At 50.7% G+C, this 13,350-nt stretch carries 13 protein-coding genes; all 13 read left to right on the forward strand.

Features of this window, described 5'->3' with window-relative positions:
* Position 1: 1 nt before the first annotated feature.
* The 13 genes from miaA (at position 2) to minD (ending at position 13,340) form a co-directional block, all read left to right on the forward strand.
* Positions 2-973 carry a tRNA (adenosine(37)-N6)-dimethylallyltransferase MiaA gene (miaA, locus tag LAJLEIBI_RS08335; protein ID WP_006441345.1) on the forward strand — a complete coding sequence of 324 codons (972 nt, stop codon included), beginning with the start codon at positions 2-4 and terminating at the stop codon, positions 971-973.
* Positions 937-1,248, forward strand: a complete 312-nt coding sequence (locus LAJLEIBI_RS08340) for a hypothetical protein (RefSeq protein ID WP_006441346.1) — start codon at positions 937-939, stop codon at positions 1,246-1,248. Before miaA ends, LAJLEIBI_RS08340 begins: the two co-directional genes overlap by 37 nt.
* A 1-nt stretch (position 1,249) precedes the next feature.
* Entirely contained in the window at positions 1,250-2,533 is a 1,284-nt protein-coding gene (locus LAJLEIBI_RS08345; protein ID WP_040434540.1) for a methionine gamma-lyase family protein, read from the forward strand.
* A gap of 22 nt (positions 2,534-2,555) precedes the next feature.
* Positions 2,556-3,785, forward strand: coding sequence for an aminoacetone oxidase family FAD-binding enzyme (locus tag LAJLEIBI_RS08350; protein WP_006441348.1), 1,230 nt, complete (start codon positions 2,556-2,558; stop codon positions 3,783-3,785).
* 85 nt (positions 3,786-3,870) lie between these two features.
* Complete coding sequence (locus tag LAJLEIBI_RS08355; protein ID WP_006441349.1) at positions 3,871-5,520, forward strand: NAD(P)/FAD-dependent oxidoreductase; 1,650 nt, start codon at positions 3,871-3,873, stop codon at positions 5,518-5,520.
* 81 nt (positions 5,521-5,601) lie between these two features.
* Positions 5,602-5,862, forward strand: coding sequence for a DUF4321 domain-containing protein (locus tag LAJLEIBI_RS08360; RefSeq protein ID WP_006441350.1), 261 nt, complete (start codon positions 5,602-5,604; stop codon positions 5,860-5,862).
* Between the two features lie 37 nt (positions 5,863-5,899).
* The gene (radC, locus tag LAJLEIBI_RS08365) at positions 5,900-6,592 is read left to right on the forward strand and encodes a RadC family protein (protein WP_006441351.1); all 693 of its coding nucleotides are present in this window, start codon (positions 5,900-5,902) and stop codon (positions 6,590-6,592) included.
* 16 nt (positions 6,593-6,608) lie between these two features.
* The gene (locus tag LAJLEIBI_RS08370) at positions 6,609-7,631 is read left to right on the forward strand and encodes a rod shape-determining protein (RefSeq protein ID WP_006441352.1); all 1,023 of its coding nucleotides are present in this window, start codon (positions 6,609-6,611) and stop codon (positions 7,629-7,631) included.
* 1 nt (position 7,632) lies between these two features.
* The gene (gene mreC / locus LAJLEIBI_RS08375; RefSeq protein ID WP_006441353.1) at positions 7,633-8,514 is read left to right on the forward strand and encodes a rod shape-determining protein MreC; all 882 of its coding nucleotides are present in this window, start codon (positions 7,633-7,635) and stop codon (positions 8,512-8,514) included.
* A gap of 2 nt (positions 8,515-8,516) precedes the next feature.
* Positions 8,517-9,035 carry a rod shape-determining protein MreD gene (gene mreD, locus LAJLEIBI_RS08380; protein WP_040434542.1) on the forward strand — a complete coding sequence of 173 codons (519 nt, stop codon included), beginning with the start codon at positions 8,517-8,519 and terminating at the stop codon, positions 9,033-9,035.
* Positions 9,028-11,958 (forward strand): penicillin-binding transpeptidase domain-containing protein, encoded by a 2,931-nt coding sequence (locus LAJLEIBI_RS08385; RefSeq protein ID WP_040434547.1) that lies wholly within the window; start codon positions 9,028-9,030, stop codon positions 11,956-11,958. Before mreD ends, LAJLEIBI_RS08385 begins: the two co-directional genes overlap by 8 nt.
* Before the next feature lie 18 nt (positions 11,959-11,976).
* On the forward strand, positions 11,977-12,567 hold the full coding sequence (locus tag LAJLEIBI_RS08390; protein ID WP_040435260.1) for a septum site-determining protein MinC: 591 nt from the start codon (positions 11,977-11,979) through the stop codon (positions 12,565-12,567).
* Complete coding sequence (gene minD, locus LAJLEIBI_RS08395; RefSeq protein WP_006441357.1) at positions 12,549-13,340, forward strand: septum site-determining protein MinD; 792 nt, start codon at positions 12,549-12,551, stop codon at positions 13,338-13,340. The genes LAJLEIBI_RS08390 and minD overlap by 19 nt, the downstream gene beginning before the upstream one ends.
* Positions 13,341-13,350: the final 10 nt, after the last annotated feature.

The raw sequence follows: 13,350 nt of genomic DNA on the forward strand, positions 1-13,350 counted from the left end.
TATGAAGAAGCCATTAGTGGTACTGACAGGGCCTACTGCGGTGGGCAAGACAAAAGCGTCCATCGCTCTGGCAAAAGCGATCGGCGGAGAGATCATATCCGCCGATTCCATGCAGGTGTATAAATATATGGATATCGGTTCTGCGAAGATACGGCCTGAGGAGATGGAAGGGATTCCCCACTATCTTGTAGATGAGCTGATGCCGTCGGAGGAATTCAATGTAGTCCGTTTTCAGAAAATGGCAAGACAGGCGGCCGAGTGCATTTATGAAAAAGGCCGGATCCCCATTGTTGTCGGAGGGACCGGCTTTTACATCCAGGCGCTGCTCTATGATATTGATTTTACAGAGACGGAAGCAGGAACGGACATCCGGAACAGACTTGCCGGGTACGCGCAGAGATACGGGGCGGATAAGCTGCATGAACGGCTTGCCGAAGTAGATGAGGCATCGGCTGCCAAGATACATCCGAACAATGTCAAACGGGTCATCCGGGCGCTGGAGTATTATGAACAGACCGGGAAGCGGATTTCAGAGCACAATGAACGGGAGCGGATGAAGGAATCCCCTTACAGCGCAGTATACTTTGTGCTGACCGATGACAGGGAAACGCTCTATGACCGGATCAACAGGCGGGTGGACAAAATGATGGAGGACGGACTTGTCGGCGAGGTGCGCAGGCTGAGACAGATGGGGTATACGAAAGAGCTTGTCTCCATGCAGGGCCTTGGATATAAAGAAATACTTGACTATCTTGACGGAAGCTGTACACTGGAAGAAGCGGTCTATACGATAAAAAGGGATACAAGACATTTTGCCAAACGGCAGATCACATGGTTTAAGAGGGAGAGAGATGTGATCTGGATAGACAAGGGGGCGTACGGACATGATGAAGAAAAAATTCTGCACGCGATGATAAAGCATTTGGAGGGAGTACTATGTTTAGAAAATTATTCGGGGGGAACCAGTTCCTGAAGAAGATGAACACATTGATGGAACTTTATTCGCGCAGCCATAACGCGGCTGCTACATACAAACAGCTGCTGGAGCTTGCGCCGCTCATACGCACGAACGGGGAGGAAGCGCTGTATGATCTGAACCGCGCTGCACTTCTGTACGATATGAAGCGTTACCGGGAGTCGGCAGATATAGTGCTTGAGATAAAGCCGTTAAATCCGGAATTTGACGCCAGGTGCGCGTCTTTAAAGACTAAGATCATGAATGCCTGGCAGGGAGGGGACAGTTATTAAGATGCAGGATATAACAAAGCTGTATGAAGAGATGGGAATAAGGGAAACGGTTCTTGCATTTGGGCGGGAGACAGAGACCGCGCTGAAAGATCGTTTCGATGAGATAGACAGAACCGCAGAATATAATCAGCTGAAAGTGATCCGTGCCATGCAGGAAAACCGCGTATGCGAGGCATGCTTTAACTACGCGAGCGGATACGGATACAGTGACCAGGGCAGAGATACGCTGGAGGAAGTGTATGCCTCTGTGTTCCACACGGACAGCGCGCTCGTGCGTCCGCAGATCACATGTGGCACTCACGCGCTTTCTCTTGCGCTCGGCGCCTGCCTGCGCCCGGGGGATGAGCTGCTCTCCCCGGTGGGGAAACCGTATGATACACTGGAGGAGGTGATCGGCATCCGCCCGTCAAAAGGTTCACTTGCGGAATACGGCATCACCTATTCGCAGGTGGAACTGCTGGAAGACGGGACGTTTGACTATGATAGGATCAGAGCTGCTCTCAATGACAGGACGAAGCTTGTCACCATTCAGCGTTCCAAAGGATACCAGACACGTCCAAGCTTTTCGGTCCGGCAGATCGGAGAACTGATCGCCTTTGTAAAGCGGCTCAGGCCGGATGTGATCTGCATGGTAGACAACTGTTACGGGGAATTCGTGGAGACGCTTGAGCCTAGCGATGTCGGAGCGGACATGGTGGTCGGTTCCCTCATAAAGAATCCCGGAGGGGGACTTGCCCCTATAGGCGGATATATCGCGGGCAGACAGGACTTGATCGATGCCTGCGGTTACCGGCTCACCGCGCCTGGACTGGGCAGGGAAGTAGGAGCGTCACTCGGGGTGATGCAGTCTTTCTATCAGGGGCTTTTTCTGGCGCCTACGGTGGCGGCCAGCGCGCTGAAGGGGGCCGTGTTTGCAGCCAGTCTCTATGAACGGCTCGGTTATGGTGTCGTTCCCGGCGGATCAGAGAGCAGGCATGATATCATTCAGGCCGTAGAACTTGGAACACCGGAAGGAGTGATCGCTTTCTGCCGGGGAATTCAGGCCGCGGCTCCGGTGGACGCTTATGTCACCCCGGAACCATGGGCGATGCCTGGATATGACAGCGACGTGATCATGGCGGCAGGGGCTTTTGTGCAGGGGTCATCCATTGAACTGAGCGCCGACGGGCCCATCAAACCGCCATACGCAGTGTACTTTCAGGGAGGGCTCACATGGCCTCACGCAAAACTGGGGATCCTTATGTCGCTGGAATATATGGCAAGGGAAGGGCTTGTAAAAATATAGGGCGTCAAAGAAGGGAAAAGAGATGGGAACGATAGCAGTGATCGGCGGCGGCGTCTCCGGAATGACGGCCGCGGCAGCGGCAGCCCGTAAGGACCGCCGCGCCGGCGTGTATATACTGGAACATAACGACAGTCTTGGCAAAAAGATACTTTCTACGGGAAACGGGCGGTGTAACCTTACGAACCTGAACATGTCCGCAGCCTGTTTCCGGGGCGGGGACCAGGAGATCGTGGAGGCTGTGCTGCGCCGGTTTGGCGGGAGGCAGACGGAGGAATTTTTTCACAGCGTCGGGGTGCTGACACATGCGAGGGGAGACTATGTCTATCCCCGCTCCGAACAGGCCGCAGATGTCAGGGAGAGTCTGCAGATGGAACTTGCGCGCCTTCGGGTCGGCTGCCATATGAATAAACATGTAAAAAAGATACGAAAAGAAGGACAGGAATTTATCATAGAGAGCGGAGGTAAACAATTCCGGGCGGACAAGGTGATCCTCGCCTGCGGAAGCCGCGCCTCTAAGATCGCCGGCTCGGACGGAAGCGGCTATACTCTGGCAAGGGAGCTGGGCCATACGCTGGAGCCGGTCGTTCCGGCGCTTGTCCAGCTGAAAGTCCGCGGCAATCCTTTCGCCAAAGCGGCAGGGGTGAGGACAGAGGCAAGAATTGCCGCCATAGTCGGAGGAAGAGAGGCGGCTTCCGATACTGGAGAGCTGCAGATCACCAGTTACGGCGTCTCCGGTATTCCGGTTTTTCAGGTCAGCCGTTTTATTTCAAGGGGACTATATGAAAAACGCCGTGTACAGACAGAGATCGACTTTCTGCCGGAGATGTCCCTGCAGGAGACGGAACGTCTGTTTATAGAGAGGAGACAGCAGTTCAGGGGGCGCAGCGCCGGGGAATTCCTTACCGGTGTATTCAGCCGGAAACTCATCCCAAGGCTGCTGGAGCTTGCAGGCATCCGGCTGAATACACCGGCAGAAGGCATTACGCCAAAACAGCTTAAGTCGCTCTCTTATGTATGCAAGCGGACAGTCCTTGACATTGAAGATACGAATGGATTTGAACAGGCGCAGATATGCGCGGGAGGAGTGAAGACTTCCGAGATATGTCCGGATACGATGGAATCTCTCCTTATGCCCGGCGTGTATATCGTTGGGGAACTTATGGATGTGGATGGTATGTGCGGAGGGTATAATATCACCTATGCTGTCGCGACCGGATATATCGCCGGCTGCCATGCGGCTGATGCCGTATAGCTTCTGCCGGAAGCTGCCTGTTTGTAAAATTACGGAACAGCACAATATATTCTGCGCTGTTCCAAAGTAAGAAAGGAAGAGTCAGATGATACGTATGACCCAGCTTAAGCTGCCGGCAGATCACACGAGGGATGAATTGAAGGATAAGATTTTAAAACTGCTGCGCATTGATACTCATGCGCTTCTTTCTTATGCGGTAATAAAACAGTCGCTGGACGCGAGAAAGAAGCCGGAACTTTATTACGTCTATACGGTAGATGTACACGTATCGGATGAGCAGGCTGTAAAAAGACGGACAAGACATAAAAACATCATGTTCTGCAGACCGGAACCTGACTACGTGTTAAGAGCCCGGGGCGATCAGGCGCCGGCGCACCGCCCGGTCATCATAGGGACAGGCCCCGCCGGCCTTTTCTGCGGATATGAGCTTGCGCTGCTCGGATACCGCCCGATTCTTCTTGAGCGGGGGGCAGACGTTGACAGGCGGCTTGCGGATGTAAAGCAGTTCTGGGAAGAAGGAAAGCTTAATATCCATTCAAATGTCCAGTTCGGCGAGGGCGGCGCAGGTACGTTCTCAGACGGGAAACTGAACACGCTTGTGAAGGACCCGCAAAGGCGCAATGCAAGAGTGCTTAAGGTGTTTACGGAACACGGGGCGCCGGAGGAGATCCGGTATCAGAACAAGCCCCATCTCGGCACGGATATGCTGACCGGGATCGTAAAGAATATGCGGAAGTCCATAGAAAAGCTGGGGGGCGAAGTGCGTTTCGACTCCCTCGTCAAAGACATCCGGACAGTCATAGAAGGAGACGCACGGCGGCTCGCCGGACTGCTCGTCGAGGATCTGCGGTCAGGGGAGCGGTACTGGCTTGAGACCGAAACTGCAGTTTTTGCCATCGGACACAGTGCAAGGGATACGTTTGCCATGCTTGAGAAACAAGGACTGCCCATGGAGGCAAAATCATTTGCGGTCGGAGTGCGCATTGAGCATGCCCAGACAATGGTGGACAAAGAACAGTACGGGGAGGCGAATGCCGGGAAACTGCCGCCGGCTGCTTACAAACTCACCGCATCCGCCTCTGACGGGAGAGGGGTATATACGTTCTGCATGTGCCCGGGCGGATATGTGGTCAATGCGTCTTCCGAGGAGGGAAGACTTGCGGTGAATGGAATGAGTTACCATGACAGGGGCGGAGAGAATGCCAACAGCGCGGTCATCGTGACCGTGTCCCCGGACGATTACGGAGCAGACGGGCCGCTATCCGGAGTGGAATTCCAGAGAAGGCTTGAGGAGGCCGCTTTCCGGGAGGGAGGCGGAAACGTCCCGGTCCAGCTTTTTAAAGATTTCCGTGAGAACAGGCCGTCCTCCGGCGGCGGAAATGTGTCCCCACAGATAAAAGGAGCGTACCGGTGGGCAAATGTGCGCAGTATATTTCCGACATTTCTCGCGCGGGATATCGAGGAAGGAATCGCGGCATTCGACCGGAAACTACCCGGGTATGCCGGGGACGACGCCGTAGTGTCAGGTGTGGAGAGCCGGACGTCTTCACCGGTGCGGCTCGTGCGCGGAGAGGATATGGAGAGCGGGATAAGAGGGATCTATCCGTGCGGCGAAGGAGCGGGATATGCGGGGGGTATAACTTCCGCCGCTATGGACGGTATCCGGACAGCGGAAGCAATCGTCAGAATATACCGTCCTTTCGACAAACGTGACGAAGCCTTAAGAAATTTTTAATGGGATAAGTATATACACGTATTCTTAAATATGATAAAATATACTGAGTTTTTCTAGTGAGATAAATGAGGAGGAGTACATATGAAGGGAACAGGAAGCAAGAATGCCTGGGCGCTTTTTCTGTTGATCCTGACAGGGATCGTGCTCGGTGGTTTTATCGGAATGCTGGCGGACAAAGTTCCGGCTCTTTCCTGGCTCGGATACGGACAGTCTTTTGGGCTGGATGAACCGGTCGTCATGAATCTGGGACTGCTGGTGATCACGTTCGGGCTGACGATAAAGATCACGATCGCAAGCATCATCGGCGTAATAATATCGATTATCATTTACCGCTTCTTATAAGTTTCTCTGCGAAGTGTCATACGAATCTGCTGATAATATGAATCAAACAAATACCATTCGAGAAATTCCTGAGATGGAACGCCCATATGAAAAATGTGAGCGCAGGGGGGCTGGCAGCCTAAGTGATGTAGAGCTGCTGGCTGTATTGTTACGTACAGGCACGAGAGGTGAAAATGCGCTGACGCTGGCACAGAAGATCCTGTATCATACCGGTGAGACGGGGATATTGAGCATCCATCAGTTCAGCATAGAAAGGCTGATGCAGATAAAAGGGATCGGGAAAGTGAAAGCAGTCCAGATATCCTGTATCTCGGAGCTGGCGAAAAGGCTGGCAAAGGCGTGCGCAGGGGAATCTCTCTGTTTTACCAGGCCGGAGACGATAGCCGGTTATTATATGGAGGATCTAAGACATGAGAAGCAGGAACAGATGAAGCTTTTAATGCTGAATTCAAAATCAAAACTCATCGGTGAGACAGATATATCAAAGGGCACGGTCAATGCCTCCCTGATCACACCGAGGGAGTTGTTCATAGAAGCGCTGCAGAAAAACGCGGTTGCGATCATTGTGCTGCACAACCACCCGAGCGGCGACCCCTCACCTAGCAGGGAAGACAGGCTGCTGACGCAGAGAATCCGTGAAGCGGGAGCTTTGATCGGAATTGACCTGTTAGACCACGTCATCATTGGCAATAATTGTTATATGAGTTTCCGGGAGGAGGGCATACTTTAAGAAAGGGCAAAGTCAAATGGCTAGAAATATATACGGATTGGATCTTGGGTCTTATGAGATCAAGGTCTACGATAAAAAGAAAGATGAGATATGGAAAGAGAAAAACGTGATCGCGATCGCCAATAAAAAAGAGATATTTGCGGTCGGAGACGACGCTTATGAAATGTATGAGAAAGCTCCGGACAACATTGAGGTCATTTTCCCGATGCAGGAAGGTGTCATATCTCATTTTAACAATATGCAGTTCCTGCTGCAGAACCTGCTGAAGAAAGAGCGGCAGTTTGCCAGGGGATCCGAGTATGTTATCGCGGTTCCCACGGACGTGACGGAGGTTGAAAAGAAAGCGTTCTTCGACCTGGTCATACATTCTACCGCAAAGGCAAGGGAAGTCAATATCGTGGAGCGCTCCATAGCCGACGCCGTGGGACTCAATCTGGATGTAAAGAATACAAAGGGACTGTTCATTGCCAATTTCGGCGGTGAGACGACAGAACTGTCTGTTCTGGCAGGCGGAGGTATGGTCTTGAACCGGCTTGTAAAGGTAGGCGGTGTCACCTTTGACCATTCAGTGGCCAATCTTGTCCGCCACAGCCATGACTTTCTCATCGGGAGGCTGACGGCAGAGATGCTCCGCAAGAAATTCGGTGTCTTTACAGAGGATACGTCCTCGACGCTTAGGGTGGCGGGCAGAGATATGATCATGGGAGTGCCGATACAGAAGGACATCTCGATCAGCCTTGTGCGCGCCGCCCTGAAAGAGCCGCTGCAGGAATGCATACGGGCGGTCTACTCACTGCTGGACCGCACGCCGCCGGAAGTGAGAAGGGCGATCTATAAAAACGGCATCTTCCTTACCGGAGGGATCGCCAATACGCCCGGGCTGGAGGATTATATAGAAAAGGCAGTCGGAATACCGGTCAGGACTGCGGTGGAGCCGGATATATGCGCGGTCACCGGTCTTAAGAAGATCATTATGTCAAAAGATCTGAGAAAACTTGCATATTCAATGTTAGACGAAAATTATAGGTGGATGAGATAATATGAAAATCAAAAATCAATCTTCGCTTTCAAGTAAATACTGGCTGCTCATCATAGCTGTCGTCTGTGTGATACTTATGGGTATCGGCAGTCTGCCCGGCGTAAGGGGACCTTTGCGTTTTGTGGCAAACTATACCGTGATACCGATGCAGAAAGGAATCAGCTATGTAGGAATGTGGATGAGTGATTTTTCCAAGAACTTTGAGACGATGAATGATATGAAGAAGGAAAACAGCGAGCTTCAGTCAAAGGTAGACGAGCTGACGATCGACAACACAAGACTCAGGCAGGACCAGTATGAACTGGAGCGGCTCAGAGAGCTTTACAAGCTGGATGAAAATTATTCGGATTATAATAAGATCGGCGCCCATGTCATTGCCAACAACGGGACAAACTGGTTCAGCGACTTTACCATTGACAAGGGAAGTAAAGACGGTATCAAGGTAAACTGTAATGTTATGGCCGGAAGCGGCCTTGTCGGCATTGTAACGGAAGTAGGGCCGAACTATGCGCAGGTGCGTTCTATCATAGACGATGCCAGCAATGTGAGCGGCATGGTGCTTTCTACCTCAGACACGTGTATCGTGCGGGGGGATCTGAAACTGATGTCGGATGGGAGGATCCGGTTTGAAAAGCTGGCGAACAATGACAATAAAATAGAAGTCGGAGAACAGATCGTGACGTCCCACATCGGGGACCGTTTTCTGCAGGGACTGTTTATCGGATATATAAGTGAGATAGAAGTGGATTCCAACAATCTGACACGTTCAGGGTATATTACACCTGCGGCGGACTTCAGCAAGCTGCAGGAGGTGCTCGTCATCACGACGACAAAGCAGGATATGATCAACAAGGATGCCGGCACAAAAGACGGGGGGGAATGATCATGAAACGCAGAGTAATCACCCTTGTCATAATCATCGTCTGTTTTCTGCTTGGAAGTACGGTTTTTCATGTGCTCTCCTTCGCAGAGATCAAGCCGAATCTGCTTATCATCGTCACCGCTTCTTATGGATTTATGCGCGGGAAGAAGGCAGGCATGGCTGTAGGCATGATCTCCGGCCTGCTTATGGATATCTTCTGGGGCGGGACCCTTGGCTTCTACACACTGCTTTTTGCGGTGATCGGTTATGTGAACGGCTGTTTCCGGCGCCTGTTCTACGATGAGGACATCAAACTGCCGATCGCGCTCATTGCCGCAAGTGAGCTTGTGTACGGACTTGTTTTATATATTTGCTTTTATATGCTGCATGGAGATTTTTCTTTTGGAGGGTATCTTACAAAAGTGATCATGCCGGAACTTGTATATACTATTCTGGCAACTCTGGTACTGTATCAGATCATATTACACATTAACCGAAGGCTGGAAACAGAAGAACAAAGGAGTGCAAGTAAATTTGTATAGCTTATGGGACCGGGTGAAATCCGGGATATATGAAGTCGTAAAATCAAGAGTATTTGTAGCCGTCATCATTTTCTGTGTTCTGTCGGCCATCCTTCTGCAGAGAGTATTTTACCTGCAGATCGTAAAGGGACAGAGCTTCGCGGATGAGTACAAGCTCCAGATACAGAAAACAAAAGAGATACAGGGCACGCGCGGGAAAATATATGACCGCAACGGAAACCTGCTCGCCTACAATGAACTTGCCTATTCTGTCACGATAGAGGACAACTGGGAAGACTCAGCTGACAAGAACAAAGAGATCAATAAGGTCATCAATACGGTGATCGATATCGTAGAGTCCAACGGTGATACAGTGATCAATAACTTTGGCGTTATTCTGGACGGTGACGGCAATTATAAGTTTGTGGCTGAAAATGACACGCAGCGTCTCCGCTTTATCGCCGATGTGTACGGCAAAAAGACGATAGACGAGCTCAGTGACAAGCAGAAGAGCAGCACGGCACAGGATATTATCGACTACCTCTGCACGGACAAGCTGTACGGTTATGGCATCAATGAGAAGAAGATGGACAAGGAGGCGGTGCTGAAGCTTGTCAATATAAGGTATGCCATCTCCCTGAACAGCTTCCAGAAGTTCATAGCTACCACGATCGCCGAGGATGTAAGTGATGAGACCGTGGCTGTCATCATGGAGAATCTGGATTCCCTGCAGGGGATCGACATTGAGGAAGAGTCGCTGCGCCGGTATACAGACAGTAAGTGCTTTGCATCTGTCATCGGATACACGGGACAGATATCCCAGGAAGATTATGACGCGCTCAGCAAGAAAGAGCAGGAAGAGTATTCCAAGCAGGATACGGTCGGCAAGGCAGGTCTTGAAAAGACGCTGGATAAGCAGCTCCAGGGGAAAAAGGGACAGGTGAAGCTCTATGTCAACAGTGTCGGCAAGGTGATAGAAACGGTCAAGGGAAAAGACCCTGAGGCAGGAAATGATGTCTATCTTACGCTGAACGCCAACCTGCAGAAGGCGGCCTATCATATTATAGAACAGGAGCTTGCGGGCATTCTGCTCTCCAAGATACAGAATACACTGGACTTTGACAGAACGAAGGTGGAGGACGGCAGTGATGTCATCATACCGATCGGCGATGTCTATAATACGTTCATTTCCAATGATATACTGGATATGAGCCATTTCGGGGAGGAAGATGCGGGAACGACCGAGAAAGAAGTGGCGGCCATCTTCGGTTCAAGGAAGGAAGAAGTGCTGAGCAGTCTCACTTCAGCTCTGACAGATCCCGATGAGAGGGCATATAAAGATATGTCCAAAGAGATGCAGGCGTATATGACATATATCGTATCGGAAATACTGACGAACACGACCGGTGTGATCATGTCAGATGCTATCGATACGAACGACTCGACGTATAAGGCGTGGAAAGATGACGAAACGATCAACGTCTATACTTATCTGAATTATGCCATATCCAAAAACTGGGTGGACACGTCCAAGCTGAAGGAGTTTGTGAAGGACGGCAAATATTCAGACGCAGGAGAACTGTATCAGGGAATGGTAAAGTATATTATCGATTATGTGGAATCCAACAGCGGATTTGACAAACTTATATACAAATATATGATAAAATCAGGAGCAGTGACCGGACGGCAGATATGCCTCATGCTTTACGAGCAGAAAATACTGGAATACGACGAGGCACAGTATAATGGTCTTCTTTCCGGCAGCATAGGAGCCTACGATTTCCTGCGGGGCAAGATACAGGATCTGACGATCACCCCCGGACAGCTTGCGCTTGAGCCGTGTACAGGCTCCATCGTGATGACAGATACGAACAGCGGGCAGGTGCTGGCGTGTGTTTCTTACCCCGGATATGACAATAACCGGCTGGCAAATGCCATGGACTCCGATTATTACAATAAGCTGCTGACAGACCAGTCGAGACCGTTTTACAATAACGCGACACAGGAAAAGACAGCACCCGGTTCGACGTACAAGCCTCTCGTCGCTGTGGCAGGTCTCACGGAAGGTGTTATCAATACGGATTCTTATATTACGTGCCACGGCATCTATGAAAAGATCCAGCCGAGCCCGAAATGCTGGATATATCCGCAGGCGCACGGAACACTTAATGTGGAAGGCGGAATTGAGAATTCCTGCAACAGTTTCTTTTATGAAGTCGGGTACCGCCTTGGCCTGAAAGAAGGAGGACTTAGTCAGGTCGCCTCCGACAATAATGAAGGCAGCGCGACCAACTCATATTATTCCAGTGACCTGGGACTTGACAAACTGAAGAAGTATGCGGAGGCATTCGGCCTGAATGAGACTTCCGGACTTGAGATCGATGAGTCAAGCCCTCAGATATCAGATGAGGATTCTGTACGTTCAGCCATCGGGCAGGGCAGAAACAACTATACAACAAGCCAGCTGGCAAAATATATAACAGCAGTAGCCAACAAAGGAACCGTCTATGATCTGACGCTGCTGAACAAAGTGACTTCCGTAGACGGAAAGACGATAAAAGAATATGAACCTAAGGTCAAAAACAAGCTCTCGGATGTGACCGCCTCCACCTGGAATGCCGTGCACAACGGCATGCGGGCGGTAATTGTTAACCACAGCGCCACATTCTCAGATTTGAATACAAGCAGTTTAAAACTGTCGGGAAAGACAGGAACAGCACAGCAGAGCACGACGCATCCGGACCATGGATTGTTTGTAGGCTTTGCGCCGAGCGACAGCCCGGAGGTGGCATTTGCGATCCGCATTGCAAACGGATACAGTTCTACATTTGCCTCCGAGGTGGGCAGAGATGTCATGAAGTACTACTATGAGATAGTCCCGGAGGATGAGATCATCACCGGTGAAGCCGCAACGATCGGAAGCAGCGCAACAGGAGGGGATTAGCAGAAAGGATGAGTGAATGTGAAAGACCCGGTTCTCATTAAGAGTAATAAATACGGCATCACGATCCGCCTAGACGGGGAGATGCCTTACAGAGATTTGTTACCGGAAGTCAAGACCAGATTCGAGTCTGCCGCGCATTTTTTCAACAATGCACAGATGGCAGTAGAATTTGAAGGACGGACATTTACGGAAGATGAGGAGCGTCTTCTCATAGAGACGATCGAGGACGCTGCGGGAATACACATACTTTGCGTTATCGAGAAAAACACGTACACGGAGCAGATGCACAAAAGAATGCTGGATGAGAGCCTTTCTGAGATCCATGAAAGAGACGGCCAGTTCTATAGAGGTACACTTAGAGGAAGACAGATCTTAGAATCTGAGACGAGCATCGTCATCATCGGGGATGTAGAAGAAGGTGCAAAGGTGGCCGCCAAAGGCAACGTGGTGGTCATCGGCACGATATACGGCACAGTGATAGCAGGTGCCGCGGGTGATGACAGCGCAGTCATAGCAGCACTCCATATGAGCCCCAAAAGGCTTCGCATTGGAGATATTGAAGTAAAACCGAATGTAGGAGGAAGTTTATCATGGGCGAAGTTATCGTAATCACATCAGGAAAAGGCGGGGTCGGAAAGACCACAACAACGGCAAATATTGGAGCTGGATTGTCCCAGTTCGATAAAAAGGTCATAGTGATCGACACAGATCTGGGGCTCAGGAACCTGGATGTTGTCATGGGACTGGAGAATCAGATCGTATATAATCTGGTGGACGTGATCGAGGGCACGTGCAGGCTGAAGCAGGCACTCATAAGAGATAAACGGTATGAAAATCTCTGGCTGCTCCCGTCGGCGCAGACAAAGGACAAGACTGCCATATCACCGGGGCAGATGAAGAAGCTGACATCTGAGCTCAAAGAAGAATTTGATTACATACTTCTGGACTGTCCCGCAGGAATCGAACAGGGATTCCAGAATGCCATTACAGGCGCGGACCGCGCGATCGTAGTGACGACACCGGAAGTATCTGCCATCAGAGACGCCGACAGGATCATCGGGCTGCTGGAGAACAACGGACTGAAGCAGGTAGAGCTCATCATTAACCGCATTCGTATGGATATGGTCAAAAGAGGCGACATGATGTCCGTGGATGACGTCACGGAAATCCTGTCGGTGCCTCTCATCGGAGCGCTACCCGATGATGAACATGTTGTGATCGGCACAAATCAGGGGGAGCCGGTCATCGGTATTGACTCAAAAGCGGGCAGGGCATATCTCAATATATGCAAGAGGATCATGGGAATAGAAGTACCTTTTATGGATTTGAATACAGAATCGGGATTCTTCACTAAACTTTCACATTTATTCAAGAAAGATTAGGGGGGGAGCC

Origin of the sequence: [Clostridium] hylemonae DSM 15053, assembly GCF_008281175.1 — a bacterium.
Classification (GTDB): Bacteria; Bacillota; Clostridia; order Lachnospirales; family Lachnospiraceae; genus Extibacter; species Extibacter hylemonae.

Coding starts and splice junctions, on each gene's coding strand:
- LAJLEIBI_RS08340 (WP_006441346.1), top strand. CDS start 937: ATGTTTAGAAAATTATTCGGGGGGAACCAGTTCCTGAAGAAGATGAAC.
- LAJLEIBI_RS08350 (WP_006441348.1), top strand. CDS start 2,556: ATGGGAACGATAGCAGTGATCGGCGGCGGCGTCTCCGGAATGACGGCC.
- radC (WP_006441351.1), top strand. CDS start 5,900: ATGAATCAAACAAATACCATTCGAGAAATTCCTGAGATGGAACGCCCA.
- LAJLEIBI_RS08355 (WP_006441349.1), top strand. CDS start 3,871: ATGATACGTATGACCCAGCTTAAGCTGCCGGCAGATCACACGAGGGAT.
- miaA (WP_006441345.1), top strand. CDS start 2: ATGAAGAAGCCATTAGTGGTACTGACAGGGCCTACTGCGGTGGGCAAG.
- LAJLEIBI_RS08360 (WP_006441350.1), top strand. CDS start 5,602: ATGAAGGGAACAGGAAGCAAGAATGCCTGGGCGCTTTTTCTGTTGATC.
- mreC (WP_006441353.1), top strand. CDS start 7,633: ATGAAAATCAAAAATCAATCTTCGCTTTCAAGTAAATACTGGCTGCTC.
- minD (WP_006441357.1), top strand. CDS start 12,549: ATGGGCGAAGTTATCGTAATCACATCAGGAAAAGGCGGGGTCGGAAAG.
- LAJLEIBI_RS08345 (WP_040434540.1), top strand. CDS start 1,250: ATGCAGGATATAACAAAGCTGTATGAAGAGATGGGAATAAGGGAAACG.
- mreD (WP_040434542.1), top strand. CDS start 8,517: ATGAAACGCAGAGTAATCACCCTTGTCATAATCATCGTCTGTTTTCTG.
- LAJLEIBI_RS08370 (WP_006441352.1), top strand. CDS start 6,609: ATGGCTAGAAATATATACGGATTGGATCTTGGGTCTTATGAGATCAAG.